The sequence below is a fragment of the Rhodococcus sp. 06-156-4 genome (genome assembly GCF_002259345.1).
GTDB classification, from domain to species: domain Bacteria; phylum Actinomycetota; class Actinomycetes; order Mycobacteriales; family Mycobacteriaceae; genus Rhodococcoides; species Rhodococcoides fascians_E.
Genome location: NZ_NPGB01000006.1, coordinates 1 through 21,988, shown reverse-complemented (window position 1 = coordinate 21,988; position 21,988 = coordinate 1). Strand labels below are relative to the sequence as shown.

The following is a 21,988-nucleotide window of genomic DNA, read 5'->3' as shown; positions in this document are numbered from 1 at the left end:
CGAGCCGACTGTCGTCCTTGGAGAGGAGCCTGCGGAGTGACCGGAAGTCGCCGGCTTCGACCCACCGTGGTTCTCACACGGCTGCGGGTCGGTCGTCCGTCGGAAGTGGCGTGATCGTGAACGGCAATATCCGTGCTCGAAAGAGATTCGAGCTGCGGAACGAACCCTTGGCTGCGCAGACTGCGAGCGAGGGAAGGAAAGGACCTCCGTGACCGATACGGAACTGATCTCTGCGCCCGAAAAGACGCGTCGTGGAGCTGGCCTGTCCGGAATGGTGCTCACCGAGCTGCGTACTCTCGCGGGCGAACTCGGAATCAAAAGCATTTCCGGCATGCGCAAGGGCGATCTGATCGCCGCCATCTCTGCACGTCAGGGCGGTGGTGCGTCGGCAACGACCGAGGCGCCCAAGGCAACAAGGCGAGGCGCAGCCGACAAGGCTCGTGCGCAGGACGCCGCTCCCGCTGCCGAGGCTCCTGCAGCCGAAGCCCCGGCCGCAGCAGATGCGCCCGCGTCCGACGACGCGTCGACCGAGCCGCCCCGCCGGACACGTGGTCGACGCACCGCAGGCCGCCGAGCAGGCGCTCCCGACCAGCTTCCGCTGGACGACACTGCCTCGCAGTCGGTCGATTCGGACGCCGCTCAGCAGGACTCGGGATCGACCCCCGATGCCCCGGCGTCGGACACCGGTTCATCGACGCGACCGCGTCGCGCTCGCGCCGATCGTGGTGACCGAGAGAACCGCAACGCTGCCGACAACCGCAACGCTGCCGATAACCGCAACGCTGCCGACAGCAACGACGGTGCCCGCGCACAGCGCGGTGACGCACCCGGTCGTGATTCGGCAGGCCAGGACGGCGAGGGCAACCGCGCCGAGGGTGGCCGCGGAGACCGCAACCGCGACAACAACCGTGGTGACGGCAACCGGGACAGCCGTGACGGCAACCGGGAGAACTCGCGCGGCGAGAACGGCCGGAACCGCAATCGCAATCAGAACCAGAACGACAACCGTTCCGAAGACCGCGGCAACGGACCGCGTGACGGCCGGGACAACCGGGACAACGCCGAGGACGACGGCGACGGCCGCGGACGCAGGGGCCGTCGGTTCCGTGAGCGTCGGCGTGGTCGTGACCGCGGCGAAGGCGGTGGTGGCAACGAGCGCGAGCCCGAGATCCGCGAGGACGATGTTCTTCAGCCGGTAGCGGGCATCCTGGATGTCCTGGACAACTACGCGTTCGTGCGTACGTCCGGCTACCTTGCGGGCCCGAACGACGTGTACGTGTCGATGAACCTGGTGCGCAAGAACGGTCTTCGTCGCGGTGACGCGATCACCGGCGCCGTCCGGGTGGCCCGCGAGGGTGAGCAGTCGAACCAGCGTCAGAAGTTCAACCCACTGGTGCGTCTGGACACGGTCAACGGCGGAGACGTCGAGGCCGCGCGCAAGCGTCCCGAGTTCGGCAAGCTCACGCCGCTGTACCCGAACCAGCGTCTGCGGCTCGAGACCACGCCGAACATCCTGACCACGCGCATCATCGACCTGGTCATGCCGATCGGTAAGGGCCAGCGTGCATTGATCGTGAGCCCGCCGAAGGCAGGCAAGACGAGCGTTCTGCAGGCCATCGCCAACGCGATCTCGGTCAACAACCCCGAGTGCTACCTCATGGTCGTTCTGGTCGACGAGCGTCCCGAGGAAGTGACCGACATGCAGCGTTCGGTGAACGGTGAGGTCATCGCCTCCACGTTCGACCGTCCGCCGGGCGATCACACCTCGGTCGCCGAGCTCGCGATCGAGCGCGCGAAGCGTCTCGTGGAAGCCGGCCAGGACGTCGTCGTGTTGCTCGACTCCATCACCCGTCTGGGTCGTGCGTACAACAACAGTTCACCTGCGTCGGGCCGGATCCTGTCCGGTGGTGTCGATTCCACGGCCCTCTACCCGCCGAAGCGTTTCCTCGGTGCTGCTCGCAACATCGAGAACGGTGGATCGCTCACCATCATCGCCACGGCGATGGTCGAGACCGGTTCGACCGGCGACACGGTGATCTTCGAGGAGTTCAAGGGCACCGGTAACGCGGAGCTCAAGCTCGATCGCAAGATCGCCGAGCGTCGTGTGTTCCCTGCGGTCGACGTCAACCCGTCGGGTACCCGCAAGGACGAACTGCTGCTGAGTTCCGACGAAGCCGCGGTGCTGCACAAGCTGCGTCGCGTGTTGTCCGGTCTCGATTCGCATCAGGCGATCGATCTGCTGATCGACCGGTTGAAGAAGAGCAAGAGCAACATCGAGTTCCTGATCCAGGTGTCGAAGACGGCACCCGGCGCGCTCGACGACTGACCTCGTGAGTACTTGTGTGTCCCCTGGGACACACAAGTACTCCCAGCGGGGAACAAGCCGACAGGGGTTCGTGTTGAAGCCACTGTCGGTGAGCGATTAGCAGGTCGGATCGCATATCTGGCATACTGAACGGCCGAGTCCGGTTCCGGTTCACGTCCTCGAACGGCGAGGTCGACCCGGCGACCATATGAAAGGGACACCATGAAGGCAGGAATTCACCCCGACTACACGCTGACCACGGTCGTGTGCGGTTGCGGAAATACTTTCGAGACGCGCAGCACCACCGACAAAGAGCGCATCAACGTCGAGGTGTGCTCGCAGTGCCACCCGTTCTACACGGGCAAGCAGAAGATCCTCGACACCGGTGGTCGCGTTGCACGCTTCGAGGCTCGCTACGGAAAGCGCGCCGGCAAGAAGGCTGCAGCCGACAGCTAGCTGCTCTCCCGACGCCCGTCCTGCGATGTCTGCAGGGCGGGCGTTCGGCTTTTCACCACCGATTCTTTTTCAGGGAAGCAGAGCGGAGCGACACCATGGCGAGGACCACGAAGCCTTCGGCCATCGACGACATTCTGGCCGAACATTCAGGCCTCGAGCAGCAGTTGGCCGATCCGGCTCTGCACAACGATCCGTCCGCTGCGCGCAAGGCAGGCAAGCGTTTCGCCGAGCTGGCGCCGATCATGTCGGTGCACGGAAAGCTGATGTCCGCCACGGACGATCTGGCTGCCGCTCGTGAGCTCGCCGCCGACGACGCATCCTTCGCTGCCGAGATTCCGGAGCTCGAGCACACCGTCGAGTCGCTCGAACAGACGCTCGCCGATCTGCTCGCACCGCGCGATCCGCACGACGGCGACGACATCGTCATGGAGGTCAAGTCCGGTGAGGGCGGCGAGGAATCAGCGCTGTTCGCCGCGGACCTCGCACGGATGTACGTCCGGTACGCCGAGCGTCGCGGATGGCGCGTCGAAATTCTCGACGCGAACGTGTCGGATCTCGGCGGTTACAAGGACGCGACCCTGTCGATCAAAGCCAAAGGCGATCCGCTCGACGGCGTCTGGGCGCGGCTGAAGTTCGAAGGTGGAGTCCACCGCGTGCAGCGCGTTCCCGTGACCGAATCGCAGGGCCGAGTGCACACGTCGGCCGCCGGAATTCTCGTCTATCCGGAGCCCGACGAGGTCGAGGAAGTCCAGATCGACGAGACCGACCTGCGTATCGACGTCTACCGGTCCTCGGGCAAGGGTGGTCAGGGCGTCAACACAACGGACTCCGCGGTGCGCATCACGCACTTGCCGACGGGCATCGTCGTCACCTGCCAGAACGAGCGGTCGCAGTTGCAGAACAAGGCGCGTGCGATGCAGGTACTCGCCGCGCGGTTGCAGGCCGCAGCCGAAGAGGCTGCCGACGAGGAAGCCGCGGCCGGTCGGGCGAGCCAGGTCCGTACCGTCGACCGCTCGGAACGCATCCGCACGTACAACTTTCCAGAGAACCGCATCACCGATCACCGGATCGGGTTCAAGTCTCACAATCTCGACGCGGTGCTCGACGGCGAGCTCGACGCTCTCCTCGACGCTCTGGGCAAGGCCGACCGCGACGCTCGGATGCAGGCAGAATGATGTGGTCGTGAGCGCGTAGGTTCCGCTGCACGACACCGCACGGGCACACGAAGGGGAACCGATGCATCAGCAGCTCACACCCACCGGCGAGGACGCCGTGGCGGACCTGGCCGCTCGCCACGGAGTATCCACCGACGCTGTGCGGGCGATGCTCGACGCCGTGAATGCAGGCCGGGGATCGATGGCGCAGTTCCACATACCCGAGCTCGGTGGCGGCGGGCAGTGGATGCGCGGCGGAATGACGATGGTCGGCAACATGTTCGATCACGGTCTCAAAGCTCGCGTCGACGGCCTGTGCCGCGATCTGTCCGAGCTTCTGGCCTCGCACCAGATCTATCCGCCGCTGCAGTCGAACCAGGGTTTCGGCGGGAAGTGGTGGCCGAGCGGCCTCGGAAGCCCCAGTTCGAGCGGGGGTCAGAACGGTTCGCAGTACGCGTATTTTCCTGCTGCGCGGCGGCTCGCGGTTCTGGTCGGTGGACGGTTGTCGGTGTACGACACTCTCGACCACTCCATCGGCGGTGTTCAGCAACAGCAGGGCGGGAGTCCAGGCTCGGTGGAGTTCACCAGCCAGTACGGAACGTTCACCGCGGCAAGTCTTCCGCTGGTGGATCCCGCGCCGGCCGATTCGATCTCCGGTTCCGCACCAGATCCCACGCCGGCGACGAGCCCGGTAGCGCCACCGTCGACGAATCTCGACGAGATCACTTCGGCCATCGAGGCGTTGGCGGCACTGCACGGCAAAGGCATCCTGACGGACGACGAGTTCTTCTCGAAGAAGGCCGAGCGGCTGAAGCGAATCTGACCGTCGCGTGGGTGGCCGGCGGGACGTGGCAGGCTGTAACCGTGACCCGGAAACCTCTTCGACTGGCCATACTCGAAGCAACAGCGATACTCGAAGCGGCCGGTGTTCCGAGCCCGCGGGTGGACGCGGAACTCCTCGCGTCTCATCTCGTCGGAGTCGAGCGTGGTCGGCTCGGGCTGGTCCCTCTCGTGGAACCCGAGGTGGTCGAGGCCTACAACCGCACCATCGAACAGCGTGCCAAGCGAATCCCGTTGCAGTACATCACCGGAACGACGGCGCTCGGCAACATCGACGTCGAGGTCGGACCGGGGGTTTTCGTTCCGCGGCCGGAGACGGAGCTGCTGCTCGGGTGGGCGCTCGCATTCCTCGAGGGCGTCGATCGCAAGCCGCCGGTGATTCTCGATCTGTGTACCGGATCGGGGGCACTCGCGCTGGCGCTCGCCAACGCCAGGCCCGACGCTCAGGTCCACGCCGTCGAACTCGACCCGTCGGCTCTCGCGTGGGCCAGACGCAACGCCGACCTGCGGGCCGAGCGGGGAGACACACCCATCACCCTCCACCACGGCGATGTCACCGACCGCGAACTGCTACGAGAGCTGGACGGCCGCGTCGACGTCGTGGTCGCCAATCCGCCCTACATCCCGGAGGGCGCCGAGCTGGATCCCGAGGTGATCGATCACGACCCGCATCTCGCCCTGTTCGGAGGTGTCGACGGTCTGTCGGTGATCGAGCCGATGATCCAGAACATCGCGCGGTGGCTCCGCGTCGGCGGGGGAGTAGGCGTCGAACACGACGATTCTCACGGTGATCGCGTGGCTGCGCTGTTCGAGAAGCGCCGCGTGTTCGGCGACGTCGTCGAGCATCCCGACCTGTCCGGACGGCCCCGGTTCGTCGTCGCCTCGCGGGCAGTGTCCGCAGACAGCTGACATCACTCGGCTACCGCCGGACGGGTAGGCGACGCACGGCAGAGGCGTCCTGCACCGCGGGAGGCACAGGTGAGAAGATGAACGGGTGAGTACCGTCTACGACTGCCAGCACGCCGATTCACGAACAGCAGGGTTGTCTGCAGCCAGAGGCGCACTCAAATCCGGCCGCCTCGTGGTCATGCCGACGGACACGTTGTACGGCCTCGCGGCCGATGCATTCGACGGCAGCGCGGTCACCGACCTTCTCCGCGCCAAGGGCCGTGGGCGCGACATGCCGGTCCCCGTTCTCGTGGGTTCGTGGAACACCATCGACGGGCTGGTCGGCAGTGTCAGGCCGCGCACCAGAGATCTGATTCGGGCCTTCTGGCCGGGCGCACTGAGCCTCGTCGTGCAGCAGGCACCGTCCCTTGCCTGGGACCTCGGTGACGCGCAGGGCACGGTGATGCTCAGGATGCCGCTGCACCCGGTGGCGCTCGAACTGCTCCGCGAAGTCGGACCGCTCGCCGTCTCGAGTGCGAACATCTCCGGACAACCGCCGGCTACGACGGTCGTCGAAGCTCGCGATCAGCTCGGCGGATCTGCGGCGGTGTATCTCGACGGCGGGCCTGCGGCGCACGCGAAAGCGTCGACGATCGTCGATCTCACGTCCGAGCAGCCGAGGATCCTGCGCGCCGGAGCCATCGCGACCGAAGCCGTCGCCGAGGTGCTCGGAGTGACGGCGGAGAGCCTGACGCAGGGGAGTTCGACATGACCGAGCCGCGTTTCCACGGACCCGACTTCGCGGCGCTCGAGGCATCCGATCCCGAGATCGCGGGCATCGTCCTGGACGAGCTGGACCGTCAACGTGGCGGTCTGCAGCTCATCGCGAGTGAGAATCTGACGTCGCCTGCTGTCCTCGCGGCGCAGGGGAGCGTGCTGACCAACAAGTACGCCGAGGGTTACCCGGGTGCGCGGTACTACGGGGGCTGCGAGGTCGTCGATCGTGCGGAGACCATTGCGATCGAACGAGCGAAGGCACTGTTCGGCGCGGATCACGTCAACGTGCAACCTCATTCCGGCGCTTCGGCGAACCTCGCGGTCTATGCAGCCTTCGCGCAGCCGGGCGACTCGATTCTGGCGATGAGCCTCCCGCACGGCGGCCACCTCACCCACGGGGCGACGGTCAACTTCTCCGGCCGATGGTTCACCGCGGTGCCGTATCACGTGCGAAAAGACACGGAACTGATCGATTACGACGAGGTCCGTGAACTCGCGTTGGTCCACCGCCCGCGCATCATCGTCGCCGGGGCGACGGCGTACTCGCGTGAGCTCGACTTCGCGGCCTTCAGAGCCATCGCCGACGAGGTGGGCGCCATCCTGTGGGTGGACGCAGCGCACTTCGTCGGACTGGTGGCAGGCAAGGCAATTCCCTCGCCCGTGCCGTACGCCGACGTGGTGTCCGCGACCACTCACAAGGTGCTGCGAGGGCCTCGCGGAGGAATGTTGATGTGCCGCGCGGAGCACGCACGCGCCATCGACAAGGCTGTGTTCCCGTTCGGCCAGGGCGGGCCGATGATGCACACGATCGCGGCCAAGGCCGTCGCGTTCGGCGAGGCGCAGACCGAGAGCTATGCACGCTACGCAGCCCAGGTCGTCGCGAACGCGCAGACACTGTCCGCGTCCTTGACCGACGCCGGGATGCGTGCCGTGTCCGGAGGGACGGACACACATCTGATTCTGTTCGACCTCCAGCATCTGGGGATCGACGGACGTACCGCCGAAGCACGATGTGCCGCAGCCGGCATCACCCTCAACAAGAACGCGATTCCGTTCGACCCCGCGCCGCCTGCGGTGGCGTCGGGCATCCGGGTCGGTTCCGCGGCTGTGACGACACAGGGGTTCGACGCGGCGGACATGAACGCGGTCGGATCTCTCGTGGCCCGTGCGGTGCGCGCCGAGGCAGGCACCGCCAACGGTGACCGTGAACTCGCCGCCGTCAGGGACGAGGTCACCACCCTCGTGGCACGCAAGCCTGCGTATCCCGGCATATGACGGTCGAGGTTCTCGCTCAGTCCGGCCAGGGCGCAGGCGTTCCGATCCGCGAACTCCTGCTGGTGTTCTTCACGGCTGCGGTGGTGACCTTCCTGGCGACCGGTGGTGTGCGGGTGCTCGCCGTCAAGTTCGGTGCCGTCGCCGCTCCCCGTGACCGCGACGTGCACGTGACGCCGACGCCGCGTCTCGGCGGAACCGGAATGTTCCTCGGGATGCTGGTTGCCTTGTTGTTCGCGTCGCAGCTGCCTGCTCTCGCACGTGGTTTCGACTCGGCCTACAACCAGGACGTCCGAGCTGCGGCCGTCGCCGGTTTCGTCATCGTGGCGGTGGGGATCATCGACGACCGATGGGGCCTCGACGCGCTCACCAAATTCGTCGGGCAGGTGACGGCGGCGGGTGTGCTCGTCGTGATGGGCGTGAGTTGGAACATCGTCTATCTGCCTTGGGGGCCGGACGGCGGTAGCACTCTCGTGCTCGATCAGCTTCAGGCCGGGCTGGTGACGGTGCTGGTGACGGTCGTGATGGTCAATGCCATGAACTTCGTCGACGGTCTGGACGGCCTCGCGGCAGGGCTCGGGTTGATCGCGTCGCTCGCCATCTGTGTCTTCTCCGTCGGACTGTTGCACGAGCAGGGCGGCGACACCGGTATCTATCCGCCGGCGATCATCGCGGCGACGTTGGCCGGTGCCTGCCTGGGATTTCTTCCGCACAATTTCCAGCCTGCGCGGATCTTCATGGGCGACTCCGGGTCCATGATGATCGGGCTGATGCTCGCGACGGTCGCGACCAGTGCGTCGGGCAGAATCCCGCTCGTCGCGTACGGCCCACGCGACCTCCTCGGTCTGCTGTCGCCGTTGCTCCTGGTCGGCGCGGTGATGTTCATCCCGATCCTCGATCTCCTTCTCGCGGTGATCCGACGGACGCGCGCAGGCCGAAGTCCGTTCAGTCCGGACAAGATGCACCTGCACCACCGTTTGCTGCAGATCGGGCACTCTCACCGGCGCGTGGTGTTGGTGATCTACCTCTGGGTCGGTGTCCTCGCGTTCGGCGCCGTCGGCTCGTCGTTGATCGACCGTCGAATAGTGGTGTTGCTGGTTGCTGCCGGATTGGTGTTCGCACTGGTGGTGACGGCCGTGCCGAGCATCCGTCTCGACATGGCCAGGCAGCGCAGGCGCACCAGAAAGTCCGCTGGACGAGGCCGTCGGGCCTGAAGTCGGACATGGCTGGGTAGTCTGTGCGGCTGTGAGCTTCTCTCCTTCTCCGGTGCCCGATCAGTCCGACTCGATGCGAGCCGCGGTTCGGTACGGAATCATCGGCCTCCTTGCGCTGACGGTTCTCGGAGCCGTCGTCGCCACGGTGGCCGCCGGTCTTCCCGGTTTGTGGGGTGCGCTCATCGGTGCGGCACTCGGTGGGGGATTCATTCTCACCACGGCGCTGTCCATCGCCCTGACGTCCAAGTTTCCGCCGACGATGGCAGGCGCGGTGCTGCTCGGTGGCTGGATCGTGAAGATGCTTATCGCCGTTGTCGTGCTCGCGGTTCTGAAGGACATGGATTTTTACAACAGAAAAGCTCTTGCCGGGGTGGTGATCGCCGCACTGGTTCTGGTTCTCGGCGCGGAGGTATACGGTGTCGTCCGTACGAAGGCCCCCTACGTCGACGATCCTGAATCCGACAAGGCGTAGTACGACGACCAGTCGTAATCGGTCAAGAAGTAGCCCCACCTACACAACGTCGTAGTTGTGTTGATAAAGTTCCGACCAAGTAAGGGTAGGACTGCCGCTAATAGGACAAAAGGCGTGCAGAACAGCCCTTGCAGGTAACCGAAGCTGCGTGAAATTGCTTACAGACGCGGCCGCAAAGTTACCGAGTCGACGTGAGTCGCCGACACCCGACAGACGCTGGCCTTTCAAGACCAGGCCTCAGCTGCTGACGACCTCGAGCCGATCTCGTCGACTTGATAGATCGTCAATGTCCGATCGAACCGCAGTCCTTTGGCGTCTGCGGCCCGAACACGGGAGAGACCGCTGAGCGTCACCAACCTGGCTGCGGAGTTCCACCCGCCGTCACTATCCGACTTCTTTCCTCCCGCTGTGCTGTTCGAGGGCACACCCTTCGAACTCGACCGGCTGATGCTGATCCGCATCCTGATGACCCTCGTGTTGGTCGTGCTGTTCGCAGTGGCCATGCGCAGCCCGAAGGTCGTTCCGCGTGGTCTGCAGAACTGCATCGAGTACATGCTGGACTTCGTCAAGGTGCAGATCGCCGACGAGATTCTCGGCAAGGAGCAGGGCAGGCGGTTCCTGCCGATCATCATGACGATTTTCTTCGCCGTGCTGTTCATGAACCTGTCGGGCATCATCCCGTTCCTGAACATCTCGCCGAACGCTCGAATCGGTATGCCGATCGTGCTCGCACTGATCGCCTACGTGACGTTCAACTACGTGGGAATCAAGAAGTACGGATTCTTCAAGTACGTCAAGAGCAGCGTCGTGGTTCCGGACGTCCCGCCCGCACTGCACATCATTCTGATTCCGATCGAGTTCATCTCGACGTTCATCCTCCGTCCGTTCACGCTCACCGTTCGTCTCATGGCGAACATGCTGGCCGGCCACCTCATGCTCGTGCTGTTCTTCAGCGCGACTCAGTTCTTCTTCTTCCAGGCCGCGGCGGGAATGAAGATTTTCGGCGTGTTCTCCCTTGCAGCGGGCTTCGGCTTCACGCTGTTCGAGATGCTCGTCATCGGTCTGCAGGCGTACGTGTTCGCACTGCTGACCGCGGTGTACATCGATCTCGCCCTGCATGCAGACTCGCACTGATCTGCACGCCGATTCTCACTAGACCGCACGACCAAGATCTACCTGACCCACGCACCGACCGGTGATGGGCAACAGAAAGGGAACGGAAATCAAATGAGCCTCGCGTACCTGGCACAGGAAGTCACCGAAACCACCGTCACGGGTGGCGGCTACGGCGCAATCGGTTACGGCCTCGCTGCCATCGGACCTGGCATCGGTGTAGGCATCGTGGTCGGAAAGGCTATCGAGGGCATCGCTCGCCAGCCTGAGCTTCAGGGCACCATCCGTACCAACATGTTCCTCGGCATCGCGTTCACCGAAGCGCTCGCGCTGATCGGTATCGTCGCCGGCTTCCTGTTCGGTTAATCCACTATGGCAACCAACATCGCGATCTTGGCCGCGGAGGAAGGCGAGGACATCAATCCTCTCCTCCCCGCGACATACGACATCGTTTGGTCTGCGGTCTGCATCGCTGTCATCGGCTTCGTCTTCTGGAAGTACATCCTTCCGAAGTTCCAGGAAGTGTTGGCGCAGCGTAGCGATCTGATCGAAGGCGGCATCAAGAAGGCCGAAGAGGCTCAGGCAGAAGCCAAGGCTGCTCTCGAGCAGTACCAGAAGCAGCTTGCCGACGCCCGCGCCGAGGCTGCGCAGATCCGTGAGGAAGCGCGCACTCAAGGCCAGGCCATCCTCGCCGAAATGAAGACGAAGGCACAGGAAGAAAGCGACCGGATCGTGGCTGCAGGCCACAACCAGCTCGCTGCGCAGCGCCAGCAGATCGTGACGGAACTCCGTGGCGACCTGGGACGCACTGCAGTCGAACTCGCAGAGAAGGTCATCGGAGAGCAGCTGTCCGACGAGGCCAAGCGCGCTGGTTCGATCGACCGCTTCCTGAGCGAACTCGACTCCGTCACCGCTGACTCTGCAGCGGGAAAGTGAGATAACCATGTACGCAACTTCTCGCGAGGCTCTCGCTCGCACGCGTTCGGTTGCGAACGAAGCACTGGGACAGGCGGGGGACGCGACAGCGGTCGCTGCTCAGACCGGTGCAGAGCTCTTCGCAGTCGTGGAGGCCCTCGACGGCCAGCGCACGTTGCGTACTGCGCTGGCCGACGCTTCGGTCTCTGCCGAACGTCGCAGCGCGCTCGCGGAGGAAGTGTTCGCCGGTCAGGTCTCCGCCACCACGGCGCAGATCCTGAAGTCCGCCGTCGCGGACAACTGGTCCAAGGCGTCGGACCTGCTGAACTCTCTGGTCGAACTGGGTCGGGAAGCACTGCTTCGCGCCGCGGCCGATCAGGATCAGCTCGACACGGTCGAGGACGAATTGTTCCGCCTCGGTCGCATCGTCGCCGCGAATCCTCAGCTGGAACAGGCATTGTCGGATCTCGGCAAGCCGGTTCAGGCGAAGCGTGAGCTACTGGGCCGGTTGCTGTACGGCAAGGTCACCGCGGTGACCGAAGCCCTGGCAATCCAGACGGTCAGCCGCCTGCGCAAGACGGCACCTGCGGACGCACTCGATGCGCTTGCAGGCTTGGCGGCACAGGTTCGCGATCGGGCTGTCGCACACGTGCGGAGTGCTGCTCCGCTCAGCGCCAGCCAGCTCGAGAAGCTGACCGCGACACTCACACGCACCTACGGCAAGCCGGTCACCGTGCATGTCGAGGTCGATGCCGAACTGCTCAGCGGACTGGTGGTCCGGGTCGGCGACGAGGTCATCGACGGCAGCGGGGCGGGTCGTCTCGCCGCACTACGAAAGACCCTCAAGTAGTCCGCGAGCGGACACCACTTCTTACGAAGAAGCGTTTCGAACCTTCGAAGCCCTTCACACCGCGAACATTGAAGGAAGAGCAGGAAAAAATATGGCGGAGCTGACGATCTCCTCCGACGAGATCCGTAGCGCGATCGAGAACTTCACCGCGAGCTACTCACCGGAGTCCTCTCGCGAGGAGGTCGGCACGGTTACCGACACGAGCGACGGTATCGCTCACGTGTCCGGACTGCCGTCGGCGATGTCCAACGAGCTGCTGGAATTCCCCGGTGGCGTTCTCGGTGTGGCGCTCAACCTGGATGCCACCGAAATCGGTGCCGTCATCCTCGGTGACTACGAGCACATCGAAGAAGGCCAGGAAGTCAAGCGCACCGGCGACGTTCTGTCCGTGCCGGTCGGCGACGGCTACCTCGGCCGCGTCGTCAACCCACTCGGCCAGCCCATCGACGGCCTCGGCGACATCGAGTCCAGCGAGAACCGCGCCCTCGAACTGCAGGCTGCGTCCGTGCTCGAGCGCCAGCCGGTGGAAGAGCCGCTGCAGACCGGCATCAAGGCCATCGACGCCATGACGCCGATCGGTCGCGGACAGCGCCAGCTCGTCATCGGTGACCGCAAGACGGGCAAGACCGCCGTCTGCATCGACGCCATCCTCAACCAGAAGGCCAACTGGGAGTCCGGAGACGAGAAGAAGCAGGTTCGCTGCATCTACGTCGCCATCGGTCAGAAGGGCTCCACGATCGCAGGCGTCAAGGCTGCGCTCGAAGAGCAGGGTGCACTCGAGTACACGACCATCGTCGCGGCTCCCGCATCCGATTCGGCCGGCTTCAAGTGGCTCGCTCCGTACACCGGTTCGGCCATCGGCCAGCACTGGATGTACCAGGGCAAGCACGTCCTCATCGTGTTCGACGACCTGACCAAGCAGGCCGAGGCTTACCGCGCCATCTCGCTTCTGCTGCGTCGCCCGCCGGGCCGCGAGGCATACCCCGGTGACGTCTTCTACTTGCACTCTCGTCTGCTCGAGCGTTCGGCGAAGCTGTCCGACGAGCTCGGCGGTGGATCGCTGACGGCGCTGCCGATCATCGAGACCAAGGCCAACGACGTCTCGGCATACATCCCGACCAACGTCATCTCGATCACCGACGGACAGGTCTTCCTCGAGTCGGACCTCTTCAACAAGGGTGTTCGTCCCGCGATCAACGTCGGTATCTCGGTGTCCCGAGTCGGTGGCGCTGCGCAGACCAAGGGCATGAAGAAGGTCTCCGGTTCGCTTCGTCTCGAGCTCGCTCAGTTCCGTGAGCTGGAAGCATTCTCGGCGTTCGCGTCGGACCTGGATGCTGCATCGAAGGCTCAGCTGGACCGCGGTGCTCGCCTCGTCGAGCTCCTCAAGCAGGACCAGTACGCACCGGTCGCCGTCGAGGATCAGATCGTCTCGATCTGGCTCGCCGGTCAGGGCACGTACGACTCCGTTCCCGTCGGCGACGTCCGTCGCTTCGAGAGCGAGCTGCTCGAGGACCTGCATCGCAACGCGAGCGGCGTCTACGACAGCATCGCCGGCGGCAAGGCTCTCGACGACGACGCTCAGAAGTCGCTGCTCGAGGCAACCGAGAAGTTCAAGGCAGGGTTCCTCGACTCCGAGGGCAACCGCGTCGTCAACGAGGCTGAGGCGGACACGCTGAACCCCGACGAGGTCAGCCAGGAGCAGGTCAACGTCACTCGCAAGACAGTCAGTAAGTAGGTCTTACGAGATGCCAAGTGTCTTTACGAGCAGAGAAGGGAGCGTGAACAGCTAGATGGCAAGCATTCTCGAGCTACGTTCCCGGATCAAGTCGGTCAACTCGACGAAGAAGATCACCAAGGCTCAAGAGCTGATCGCGACGTCGCGAATCACCAAGGCGCAGGCGCGCGTGGCAGCGTCGAAGCCGTACGCGGAGGAGATCACCAAGGTCCTCTCCGCGCTGGCCAGTGCGTCGGGTTCGCTCGACCACCCGCTGCTGAACGAGCGTGACGAGCCCAAGCGCGCAGCAGTTCTGGTCGTCACCAGTGACCGCGGCATGTGCGGTGGCTACAACTCCAACGTCCTCAAGGAAGCGGAGGAGCTGTTCCAGCTTCTGCGCAAGGAGGGCAAGGATCCGGTCATCTACGTGCTCGGCGCAAAGGGCCTCGGCTACTACACCTTCCGTCAGCGCGACGTGAAGGGCGCGTGGACCGGCTTCTCGCAGGAGCCCGGTTACGCGGATGCAGCCAAGGCGAGCAAGCACCTGGTCGAGCTGTTCATGGCGGGTTCGGGCTCCGAGGTCGAGGCTCCCAACGGTGAAGGCACCGTCGAGGGCGTCGACGAACTGCACATCGTCTACACGCGGTTCGTGTCGATGCTGACGCAAAAGCCCGAGGTCCGGCGTATGGCTCCGCTCGAGGTGTCGTACACGGACGAGGAAATCGAGCTGGGCGCGGATGCTCTGACCGATTCCCCGTCGGCGTCCGAGGTTCAGGCTCAGTACGATTTCGAGCCCGAAGCCGGAACTCTCCTGTCGGCTCTGCTGCCGAAGTACATCAGCACGAGGGTCTACTCCTCGTTGCTCGATGCGGCTGCATCCGAGTCGGCCGCGCGCCGTACTGCCATGAAGGCGGCCACGGACAACGCGAACGAATTGGTCGAGACCTTGAGCCGTCAGGCGAACCAGGCTCGGCAAGCCCAGATCACCCAGGAAATCAGCGAAATCGTTGGTGGCGCAAACGCGTTGGCTGACAGCGCAGGAAGTGACTAAGCAATGACCGCAGCAGTAGCCCAAGAGAACGCGAGCGGAGCGGACACTCAGTCCGGCCGTGTCGTTCGGGTCATCGGCCCCGTTGTGGACGTCGAGTTCCCGCGCGGCTCCATCCCCGCCCTGTTCAACGCACTCCACGCAGAGATCACGCTGCCGACGGTGGCGAAGACCCTGACACTCGAGGTTGCACAGCACCTCGGTGACAACCTGGTCCGCACCATCTCGATGCAGCCGACCGACGGTCTGGTCCGTGGCGCCTCGGTGTCCGACTCCGGCAAGCCGATCTCGGTGCCCGTCGGCGACGTCGTCAAGGGCCACGTGTTCAACGCCCTCGGTGACTGCCTCGACAGCCCGGGCCTCGGACGCGACGGCGAGCAGTGGGGCATCCACCGCAAGCCACCAGCCTTCGATCAGCTCGAGGGCAAGACGGAGATCCTCGAGACCGGCATCAAGGTCATCGACCTCCTCACCCCGTACGTGAAGGGTGGAAAGATCGGTCTGTTCGGTGGCGCCGGTGTCGGCAAGACCGTTCTGATCCAGGAGATGATCACCCGTATCGCGCGTGAGTTCTCCGGTACGTCGGTGTTCGCCGGCGTCGGTGAGCGCACCCGTGAGGGAACCGACCTCCACCTCGAGATGGAAGAGATGGGCGTCCTCCAGGACACCGCCCTCGTCTTCGGCCAGATGGACGAGCCGCCGGGCACGCGTATGCGCGTCGCCCTGTCCGCACTGACCATGGCGGAGTACTTCCGCGATGTTCAGGGCCAGGACGTGCTGCTGTTCATCGACAACATCTTCCGTTTCACGCAGGCAGGTTCCGAGGTGTCGACCCTGCTGGGACGTATGCCTTCTGCCGTGGGTTACCAGCCGACGCTGGCGGACGAGATGGGTGAGCTCCAGGAGCGCATCACCTCGACCCGTGGACGCTCGATCACCTCGCTGCAGGCGATCTACGTTCCCGCCGACGACTACACCGACCCGGCACCTGCGACGACGTTCGCCCACCTCGACGCAACGACCGAGCTGTCGCGTCCGATTTCGCAGATGGGTATCTACCCCGCTGTGGACCCGCTCAGCTCGACGTCGCGAATCCTCGAGCCGGGCATCGTCGGTGCGGAGCACTTCCGCGTCGCCAACGAGGTCAAGCGGATCCTGCAGAAGTACAAGGAACTGCAGGACATCATCGCCATCCTCGGTATGGACGAGCTTCAGGAAGAGGACAAGGTTCTGGTCGGTCGCGCACGTCGCCTCCAGAAGTTCCTCGGACAGAACTTCATCGTCGCCGAGAAGTTCACCGGTGAGGCCGGCTCGGTCGTGTCCCTCTCGGACACCATCGAGGCGTTCGACAAGGTCACCAAGGGCGAGTACGACCACCTTCCCGAGCAGGCATTCAACAGCTGCGGTGGACTCGACGACGTCGAGGCTGCAGCCAAGAAGATCGCCGGAAAGTAGCCCGACGTGACTTCTGCGGAAAGCTCCGGCATGGAGGTCGCTCTCGTCGCGGTCGAGCGCGAGTTGTGGTCCGGCAACGCAACTCTGGTCAGTGCTCAGACGACCGAGGGCGAGATCGGCATCATGGCCGGCCACGAGCCAGTGCTCGGCCAGCTCGTCGAGGCAGGCACGGTGTCCATCACGACGACCGACGGCGAGAAGATCGTTGCTGCGGTTCACGGTGGGTTCCTGTCCGTGACGGGTAAGACCGTCACGGTCCTGGCGGAGTCCGCGGACTTCGCTCAGGACATCGACGTCGACGCAGCCCGTTCGGTCCTCGACGCCGGCGGCGACGACAAGGAAGCCCTCGCTGTGGCGAAGGGCCGAATTCGCGCCGTCGAGCGGGCCTAGGTTCCAAGAGAAAGCCGCGACGAGGTTCTGTGATGCACATGGGAGTGATCGTTCTGATCATTCTGGTTGTGCTGCTCGCAGGCCTCGTCGCGGCTTTTCTGTACCGTCTCACCATTCTTCGTCGCGGTGGAACGGCTGCCATTCTGCGCATGACGCCCGCTGCGGGTGGAAGCGGTTGGCGGCACGGGGTCATCCGGTACGGAGACAACACCCTGGTGTTCTTCAAGCTGTCGAGCCTGCGGCCCGGCCCGGACCACCGGATGAGCCGTCAGGGCATCGAGGTCGGGGAGCGGCGCACCCCACGCAACGACGAGTTCGACATCATGTCCGACGAGATCGCGATTCTCGAGCTGACCGATCAGGGCCTGGGCTACGAGATCGCTCTCGACCGCGGTGCGCTCACCGCATTCATGTCGTGGCTGGAATCGCGTCCGTCCGGCCGTTCTCGGCGGGGTCGGCCCGCCGCCTGATCTACGTGTCGGTGGAGCGTGATGCTCCCGGCACCCATTTCACGTCACCTTCGGGGTTCGCGTACCTGCTCAGGATGAACAGCAGGTCGGAGAGCCTGTTCAAGTACTTCGCCGGTAGGACGCTCGTGTTCTCGGGGTTGGCGTCCACCGCGGCCCATGCCGAGCGCTCTGCTCGACGCGCCACGGTTCGGGAGGTGTGCAGCAGCGCCGCCAGGGGAGTGCCGCCGGGAAGAATGAACGAGTCGAGCGCCTTCAGGCCTTCGTTGAACTCGTCGCACCATCCTTCGAGCCGGTCGACGTAGGACTGATCGATGCGTAGGGGTGGATACTCGGGGTCTGCGACGACGGGTGTCGAGAGATCGGCTCCGGCGTCGAACAGATCGCTTTGAATCGTTCGAATGACCGAGACGACCTTCTCCGACGGATTGCCCAGTGCCAGAACGACTCCGAGGCTCGCGTTGGTCTCGTCGCAGTCCGCGTAGGCAACGAGCCGCGGATCGTTCTTCCCGACCCGCGAGAAGTCGCTGAGACCGGTGGTTCCGTCGTCACCGGTGCGGGTGTAGATCCGAGTCAGGTGCACAGCCATGGCGCTACGGTACCGCCCGGATGGGGCGACCGAACCCTGGCTACGCTGTCGAACTGTGAGTGAACGCTTTTTGGTCTCCGGTGGTAACCGGCTCGTCGGTGAGGTGTCGGTCGGCGGCGCGAAGAACAGCGTGCTCAAGTTGATGGCGGCAGCGCTGCTCGCCGAGGGCACGAGCACCATCACCAACTGCCCCGACATCCTCGACGTGCCGTTGATGGCCGAGGTCCTCCGCGGATTGGGGTGCGAGGTCGTGCTGGAAGGCGACGTCGTGCACATCACCACGCCGGCGGAACCCAAGCACCATGCAGATTTCCCGGCCGTCACGCAGTTCCGAGCATCGGTCTGTGTCCTCGGTCCGCTCGTCGCCCGGTGCAAACGAGCGGTGGTGGCGCTTCCCGGTGGTGACGCAATCGGGTCTCGTCCGTTGGACATGCACCAGTCGGGACTGCGCCTGCTCGGTGCGCACAGCGAGATCCAGCACGGCTGCGTCGTGGCGGAGGCCGAGGAACTTCGGGGCGCCAACATCCGTCTTGCTTTCCCGTCGGTCGGCGCGACGGAGAACATCCTGATGGCAGCAGTGCTCGCCAAGGGCGACACCGTCATCGACAACGCTGCGCGTGAACCCGACATCGTCGACGTGTGCAACATGCTCAACGAGATGGGGGCGCAGGTCAGCGGCGCCGGCACCTCCACGTTGACCATCAGGGGCGTCGAGTCGTTGAAGCCCACCACGCACAAGGTGATCGGTGACCGTATCGTCGCTGCGACGTGGGGAATCGCTGCCGCCATGACGCGGGGCGACGTGCGAGTTCGAGGCGTCAACCCCAAGCATCTGTCACTCGTGTTGGACAAGCTGAGGCTTGCGGGTTCGGAGGTGACGTCGGAGGCCGACGGGTTCCGCGTGGTCCAGCGCGAGCGGCCGACCGCCGTGAACTTCGCGACGTTGCCGTTCCCCGGTTTTCCCACCGATCTGCAGCCGATGGCGATCGGCCTCGCGGCGGTGGCGAACGGAACGTCGATGATCACCGAGAACGTGTTCGAAGCGCGCTTCCGGTTCGTCGAGGAGATGATCCGACTCGGCGCCGACGCCCGTACCGACGGTCACCACGCGGTGGTCCGTGGCGTAGCCCAGTTGTCGAGTGCACCCGTGTGGTCGTCCGACATCAGGGCGGGTGCAGGACTGGTACTCGCAGGACTGTGCGCCGACGGGGTCACCGAGGTGCACGACGTTTACCACATCGATCGGGGTTACCCGAGGTTCGTGGAGAACCTGACGGAGCTCGGCGGAAGCATCGAGCGAGTCAGCTGACGGACGTCAGCGCGTCGACCAGTACGTCGAGTCCGTAGGCCAGTTCGTCGTCGGACACCGATCCGTATCCGACGATCAGTCCGGTGACGGGCGACGGGGAACGTGTGGATCCAGCGAGAGTGTCGACATCGACGCCGGCCGCTGCCGCTCGTTCTGCCACGGCGACCGCGATCGTGGCGTCGAGCAGGAGTGTGGTGTGCATTCCAGCGCCGACACCACGAAGTTCACCGAAGGGCGCCAGAGCAGCGGCGACCAGTCTGTCGCGTTGCCGATAGACGCGGCGGGCAGCACGCACAGTTCTGTCCCACTCGCCGTCGCGTAGCAGCGAGAGCATCGCGTGTTGGACCGGTGTGGAGGGATAGTCGCCGAGGTCGGTGCGAACGTGTGCGATGAGTTCGACGACATCGGGCGGGGCAACGAGCCAACCGAGTCTGATACCCCCGCCCAGGGTCTTCGCCACCGTTCCGAGATAGACGGTGCGGTCGGGCGCCAGCTCCGCGATGGTAGGCAAAGGTGCTACGTCGTAACGGAATTCGGAATCGTAGTCGTCTTCGATGATCATCGCGTCGCGTGATCGTGCGTACGATGCGAGGGCGCGACGGCGGCCGACGGTAAGGAGGCCGCCGGTGGGGTACTGGTGAGACGGAGTGACGTACACCGCGCGTGTGGTCCGTGGCGTCATGTCCAGACGTTCGGTGACAATTCCGTCGAGGTCGACGGGAACGTCGAAGACGGACCACCCCCAGCGTCGTGCGGCTGTGGTCGCGACCCGGTAGCCCGGGTTCTCGTGTGCCAGGACCGGACGTGAAGTGCCGTCTTCGGTCGACAGTGCGGCCAGGGCCAGGCTCATCCCGTGCATGCTCCCCGTGGTGACCACTATGGATTCGGCTGACGTGTGAAGCCCACGCGCGCGGCCCAGTAGGTCTGCAAGGGCGGCTCGGAGTCGGTGGTCACCGCGAGGGTCCGGGTATTCCTGCGGTTGCGGGACTGCGCTGACGTCCCGCCACGCTCGCTTCCACGCCGCCGAGCTCGGGGGCACCCACGGTGTTCCGGTGGCAAGTCGAATACGGCCTAGGGTTTCCGTGGTTCCGGCGGTACGGGATGTGGTCGACGGCCGCGTCGGTGTGGTGACGCCGCTGAGGCGGCGCACGAACGTTCCCGATCCTGCGCGCGGTTGTAGCCACCCCTCCGCGGTCAGTTGATCGTAGGCGCTCTCCACCACGCCCCGAGCGACTTCGAGCTCGACCGAAAGCGCTCTGCTACTTGGCAATCGGGTGTTCGGTTCGATACGAGCGGAGTCTATGGCCGCGCGTATCCCGTCCGCGATCTGCACCGGCAGCGTGCGGGGATCCGTCCGGTCGACCGAGACGATCAGGGACATCGGCAGCATGCTCGCCTCCAAGTGGTCTATTGGAAATCGAGTTGATTGGATCATGACAGTAGGCCAATCATGACCGAGGATCGACAGTATGAGTACCGAAGCCGATTTGTCGCCGACCGAACGCACCACCATCAGGCGAGGCAGAGTCCGAGCACGAACCGATCGCTCGGACCTGGCGGACGTGCTGGCCACCGCGCGGATATGCCACCTCGGCGTGGTGGTCGACGGGAGCGTGCGCGTTCTTCCTACTGTGTTCGCGGTCGATCATGACGGTCCCGATCCCGGCGGCACTCTGTACGTGCACGGATCGGTGGCCGCTCGCAGCTTGGTCGATGCGCCGAATGGGGAGATCTGCGTGACCGTCACCGTGCTCGACGGCCTGGTTCTGGCGAGGTCGGCGTTCCATCACTCCATGAACTACCGAAGCGCCGTCGTGTACGGCCGGCCGCGATTGGTTGGCGACGACGAGGAACGCGTGCGCGCACTTGCGGCGATCGTCGATCAGGTGGTGGACGGGCGCAGTGAGCATCTTCGTGCGCACACGCGGAAAGAGTTGGCGGCAACGGTGGTGCTCGCCCTCCCGCTCCACGAGGCATCGGTGAAGGCGCGGACCGGAGACCCGGTGGACGACGAGCGAGATGTCGACGCGGGTGGAGTGTGGGCAGGCGTCGTTCCCGTGCGCGACGACTTCGCCGAGCCGACTCGGGCGGCGGACGTGGACGTGAGAATCCCTGTGCCCGAGCATGTTCTGGCCCTCGTTCGACAATTCTGAACGCGTCTATGTCCGGCGTCACATTCACGAATTTTGCGACGAGGCGCTTTCGAGTTCGTCGTGACGAGCGAGCTACCTGCGGAAATGTTGTCCAGGATTTCCTCGACCTGGCGATTTGCGCGACGGATTCTGCTCGCGTAACTTTTGTCGAGTCAGAGCGACACGGACACCGACCAGGGCCTACACGGTCCCGGACACGAGGTTGGACGTCGGAGCCTGACGGAACATGAAATTCCAGTTCTACCCACCAAGAGTCGGAGCTTGCATCCGAGACCAAGCTGGGATAGGCTGGAGAAGTTGCCCCAAACACCCTGAAGCTACGGTTTCCTGGCTGTTCGGTGTGTGCGTGTTCTTTGAGAACTCAACAGTGTGTCGATGAATGTCAGTGCCGAATGTTTTTGGTGCTCATGCCTTTTGGGGTGTGGGTGTGACATCTTCTTGCTTCATTCTTCCCGTCTGGGGTGAGAGGATTTTTTGTAGTGCTAGTTGAGTTTTTTTGCTAGTGATTTGGACTTGATGTCATTTGACTGATTGCACTGTCTTCTTTTGGGGGATGGTGGGATTGCAAGTCTTTTACGGAGAGTTTGATCCTGGCTCAGGACGAACG

At 64.4% G+C, this 21,988-nt stretch carries 22 protein-coding genes; 20 read left to right on the top strand and 2 right to left on the bottom strand.

Annotated features, from left to right (window positions below; genetic code table 11):
* Positions 1 to 271 precede the first annotated feature (271 nt).
* The 18 genes from rho (at position 272) to CH290_RS02515 (ending at position 17,333) form a co-directional block, all read left to right on the top strand.
* Entirely contained in the window at positions 272 to 2,326 is a 2,055-nt protein-coding gene (gene rho, locus CH290_RS02605; RefSeq protein ID WP_033190369.1) for a transcription termination factor Rho, read from the top strand.
* Positions 2,327 to 2,527: 201 nt separating this feature from the next.
* Positions 2,528 to 2,761 (top strand): 50S ribosomal protein L31, encoded by a 234-nt coding sequence (gene rpmE, locus CH290_RS02600; protein ID WP_019667270.1) that lies wholly within the window; start codon positions 2,528 to 2,530, stop codon positions 2,759 to 2,761.
* Between the two features lie 95 nt (positions 2,762 to 2,856).
* Positions 2,857 to 3,936 (top strand): peptide chain release factor 1, encoded by a 1,080-nt coding sequence (gene prfA, locus CH290_RS02595; RefSeq protein ID WP_019667271.1) that lies wholly within the window; start codon positions 2,857 to 2,859, stop codon positions 3,934 to 3,936.
* Between the two features lie 61 nt (positions 3,937 to 3,997).
* Positions 3,998 to 4,738 (top strand): SHOCT domain-containing protein, encoded by a 741-nt coding sequence (locus tag CH290_RS02590; RefSeq protein ID WP_033190370.1) that lies wholly within the window; start codon positions 3,998 to 4,000, stop codon positions 4,736 to 4,738.
* A 41-nt stretch (positions 4,739 to 4,779) separates the two neighbouring features.
* A complete protein-coding gene (gene prmC, locus CH290_RS02585; protein ID WP_026348157.1) occupies positions 4,780 to 5,664 on the top strand; it encodes a peptide chain release factor N(5)-glutamine methyltransferase in 885 nt (294 codons plus the stop codon).
* Positions 5,665 to 5,749: 85 nt separating this feature from the next.
* Positions 5,750 to 6,415 carry an L-threonylcarbamoyladenylate synthase gene (locus CH290_RS02580; protein WP_027499063.1) on the top strand — a complete coding sequence of 222 codons (666 nt, stop codon included), beginning with the start codon at positions 5,750 to 5,752 and terminating at the stop codon, positions 6,413 to 6,415.
* On the top strand, positions 6,412 to 7,695 hold the full coding sequence (gene glyA / locus CH290_RS02575; protein ID WP_019667275.1) for a serine hydroxymethyltransferase: 1,284 nt from the start codon (positions 6,412 to 6,414) through the stop codon (positions 7,693 to 7,695). The genes CH290_RS02580 and glyA overlap by 4 nt, the downstream gene beginning before the upstream one ends.
* Complete coding sequence (locus CH290_RS02570; RefSeq protein ID WP_019667276.1) at positions 7,692 to 8,906, top strand: glycosyltransferase family 4 protein; 1,215 nt, start codon at positions 7,692 to 7,694, stop codon at positions 8,904 to 8,906. The genes glyA and CH290_RS02570 overlap by 4 nt, the downstream gene beginning before the upstream one ends.
* Before the next feature lie 31 nt (positions 8,907 to 8,937).
* Positions 8,938 to 9,378 (top strand): Cg1360 family ATP-synthase-associated protein, encoded by a 441-nt coding sequence (locus CH290_RS02565; protein ID WP_019667277.1) that lies wholly within the window; start codon positions 8,938 to 8,940, stop codon positions 9,376 to 9,378.
* 357 nt (positions 9,379 to 9,735) lie between these two features.
* Positions 9,736 to 10,512: a F0F1 ATP synthase subunit A gene (atpB, locus tag CH290_RS02555; protein ID WP_495677178.1), complete on the top strand. Its 777-nt coding sequence runs from the start codon at positions 9,736 to 9,738 to the stop codon at positions 10,510 to 10,512.
* A gap of 93 nt (positions 10,513 to 10,605) precedes the next feature.
* Positions 10,606 to 10,857 carry an ATP synthase F0 subunit C gene (locus CH290_RS02550; RefSeq protein WP_019667280.1) on the top strand — a complete coding sequence of 84 codons (252 nt, stop codon included), beginning with the start codon at positions 10,606 to 10,608 and terminating at the stop codon, positions 10,855 to 10,857.
* Between the two features lie 6 nt (positions 10,858 to 10,863).
* Positions 10,864 to 11,427: a F0F1 ATP synthase subunit B gene (locus CH290_RS02545; protein WP_019667281.1), complete on the top strand. Its 564-nt coding sequence runs from the start codon at positions 10,864 to 10,866 to the stop codon at positions 11,425 to 11,427.
* Between the two features lie 7 nt (positions 11,428 to 11,434).
* Positions 11,435 to 12,256: a F0F1 ATP synthase subunit delta gene (locus tag CH290_RS02540; RefSeq protein ID WP_019667282.1), complete on the top strand. Its 822-nt coding sequence runs from the start codon at positions 11,435 to 11,437 to the stop codon at positions 12,254 to 12,256.
* 91 nt (positions 12,257 to 12,347) lie between these two features.
* The gene (atpA, locus tag CH290_RS02535; RefSeq protein WP_019667283.1) at positions 12,348 to 13,991 is read left to right on the top strand and encodes a F0F1 ATP synthase subunit alpha; all 1,644 of its coding nucleotides are present in this window, start codon (positions 12,348 to 12,350) and stop codon (positions 13,989 to 13,991) included.
* A gap of 55 nt (positions 13,992 to 14,046) precedes the next feature.
* A complete protein-coding gene (locus CH290_RS02530) occupies positions 14,047 to 15,021 on the top strand; it encodes a F0F1 ATP synthase subunit gamma (protein ID WP_019667284.1) in 975 nt (324 codons plus the stop codon).
* Positions 15,022 to 15,024: 3 nt separating this feature from the next.
* Positions 15,025 to 16,473 carry a F0F1 ATP synthase subunit beta gene (gene atpD, locus CH290_RS02525; RefSeq protein WP_019667285.1) on the top strand — a complete coding sequence of 483 codons (1,449 nt, stop codon included), beginning with the start codon at positions 15,025 to 15,027 and terminating at the stop codon, positions 16,471 to 16,473.
* A gap of 30 nt (positions 16,474 to 16,503) precedes the next feature.
* A complete protein-coding gene (locus CH290_RS02520; protein WP_019667286.1) occupies positions 16,504 to 16,863 on the top strand; it encodes a F0F1 ATP synthase subunit epsilon in 360 nt (119 codons plus the stop codon).
* A gap of 32 nt (positions 16,864 to 16,895) precedes the next feature.
* The gene (locus CH290_RS02515; RefSeq protein ID WP_026348159.1) at positions 16,896 to 17,333 is read left to right on the top strand and encodes a DUF2550 domain-containing protein; all 438 of its coding nucleotides are present in this window, start codon (positions 16,896 to 16,898) and stop codon (positions 17,331 to 17,333) included.
* A gap of 1 nt (position 17,334) precedes the next feature.
* Here CH290_RS02515 and CH290_RS02510 read toward each other — a convergent pair whose 3' ends face one another.
* Positions 17,335 to 17,919, bottom strand: coding sequence for a cob(I)yrinic acid a,c-diamide adenosyltransferase (locus tag CH290_RS02510; protein ID WP_019667288.1), 585 nt, complete (start codon positions 17,917 to 17,919; stop codon positions 17,335 to 17,337).
* A gap of 55 nt (positions 17,920 to 17,974) precedes the next feature.
* On the opposite strand from CH290_RS02510, the gene murA reads away from it, so the two are divergent.
* Positions 17,975 to 19,228: a UDP-N-acetylglucosamine 1-carboxyvinyltransferase gene (gene murA / locus CH290_RS02505; protein ID WP_026348160.1), complete on the top strand. Its 1,254-nt coding sequence runs from the start codon at positions 17,975 to 17,977 to the stop codon at positions 19,226 to 19,228.
* Here the strand turns inward: murA and pdxR are convergent.
* Positions 19,221 to 20,609 carry a MocR-like pyridoxine biosynthesis transcription factor PdxR gene (gene pdxR / locus CH290_RS02500; protein ID WP_230621094.1) on the bottom strand — a complete coding sequence of 463 codons (1,389 nt, stop codon included), beginning with the start codon at positions 20,607 to 20,609 and terminating at the stop codon, positions 19,221 to 19,223. The genes murA and pdxR overlap by 8 nt on opposite strands.
* An 88-nt stretch (positions 20,610 to 20,697) precedes the next feature.
* Between pdxR and CH290_RS02495 the strand changes: the two genes are divergently transcribed.
* On the top strand, positions 20,698 to 21,381 hold the full coding sequence (locus CH290_RS02495) for a pyridoxamine 5'-phosphate oxidase family protein (protein WP_019667291.1): 684 nt from the start codon (positions 20,698 to 20,700) through the stop codon (positions 21,379 to 21,381).
* Positions 21,382 to 21,988 lie beyond the last annotated feature (607 nt).

Coding starts and splice junctions, on each gene's coding strand:
- rho (WP_033190369.1), top strand. CDS start 272: ATGGTGCTCACCGAGCTGCGTACTCTCGCGGGCGAACTCGGAATCAAA.
- rpmE (WP_019667270.1), top strand. CDS start 2,528: ATGAAGGCAGGAATTCACCCCGACTACACGCTGACCACGGTCGTGTGC.
- prfA (WP_019667271.1), top strand. CDS start 2,857: ATGGCGAGGACCACGAAGCCTTCGGCCATCGACGACATTCTGGCCGAA.
- CH290_RS02590 (WP_033190370.1), top strand. CDS start 3,998: ATGCATCAGCAGCTCACACCCACCGGCGAGGACGCCGTGGCGGACCTG.
- glyA (WP_019667275.1), top strand. CDS start 6,412: ATGACCGAGCCGCGTTTCCACGGACCCGACTTCGCGGCGCTCGAGGCA.
- CH290_RS02570 (WP_019667276.1), top strand. CDS start 7,692: ATGACGGTCGAGGTTCTCGCTCAGTCCGGCCAGGGCGCAGGCGTTCCG.
- CH290_RS02550 (WP_019667280.1), top strand. CDS start 10,606: ATGAGCCTCGCGTACCTGGCACAGGAAGTCACCGAAACCACCGTCACG.
- CH290_RS02545 (WP_019667281.1), top strand. CDS start 10,864: ATGGCAACCAACATCGCGATCTTGGCCGCGGAGGAAGGCGAGGACATC.
- CH290_RS02540 (WP_019667282.1), top strand. CDS start 11,435: ATGTACGCAACTTCTCGCGAGGCTCTCGCTCGCACGCGTTCGGTTGCG.
- atpA (WP_019667283.1), top strand. CDS start 12,348: ATGGCGGAGCTGACGATCTCCTCCGACGAGATCCGTAGCGCGATCGAG.
- CH290_RS02530 (WP_019667284.1), top strand. CDS start 14,047: ATGGCAAGCATTCTCGAGCTACGTTCCCGGATCAAGTCGGTCAACTCG.
- atpD (WP_019667285.1), top strand. CDS start 15,025: ATGACCGCAGCAGTAGCCCAAGAGAACGCGAGCGGAGCGGACACTCAG.
- CH290_RS02520 (WP_019667286.1), top strand. CDS start 16,504: ATGGAGGTCGCTCTCGTCGCGGTCGAGCGCGAGTTGTGGTCCGGCAAC.
- CH290_RS02515 (WP_026348159.1), top strand. CDS start 16,896: ATGCACATGGGAGTGATCGTTCTGATCATTCTGGTTGTGCTGCTCGCA.
- CH290_RS02510 (WP_019667288.1), bottom strand. CDS start 17,919: ATGGCTGTGCACCTGACTCGGATCTACACCCGCACCGGTGACGACGGA.
- pdxR (WP_230621094.1), bottom strand. CDS start 20,609: ATGTCCCTGATCGTCTCGGTCGACCGGACGGATCCCCGCACGCTGCCG.
- CH290_RS02495 (WP_019667291.1), top strand. CDS start 20,698: ATGAGTACCGAAGCCGATTTGTCGCCGACCGAACGCACCACCATCAGG.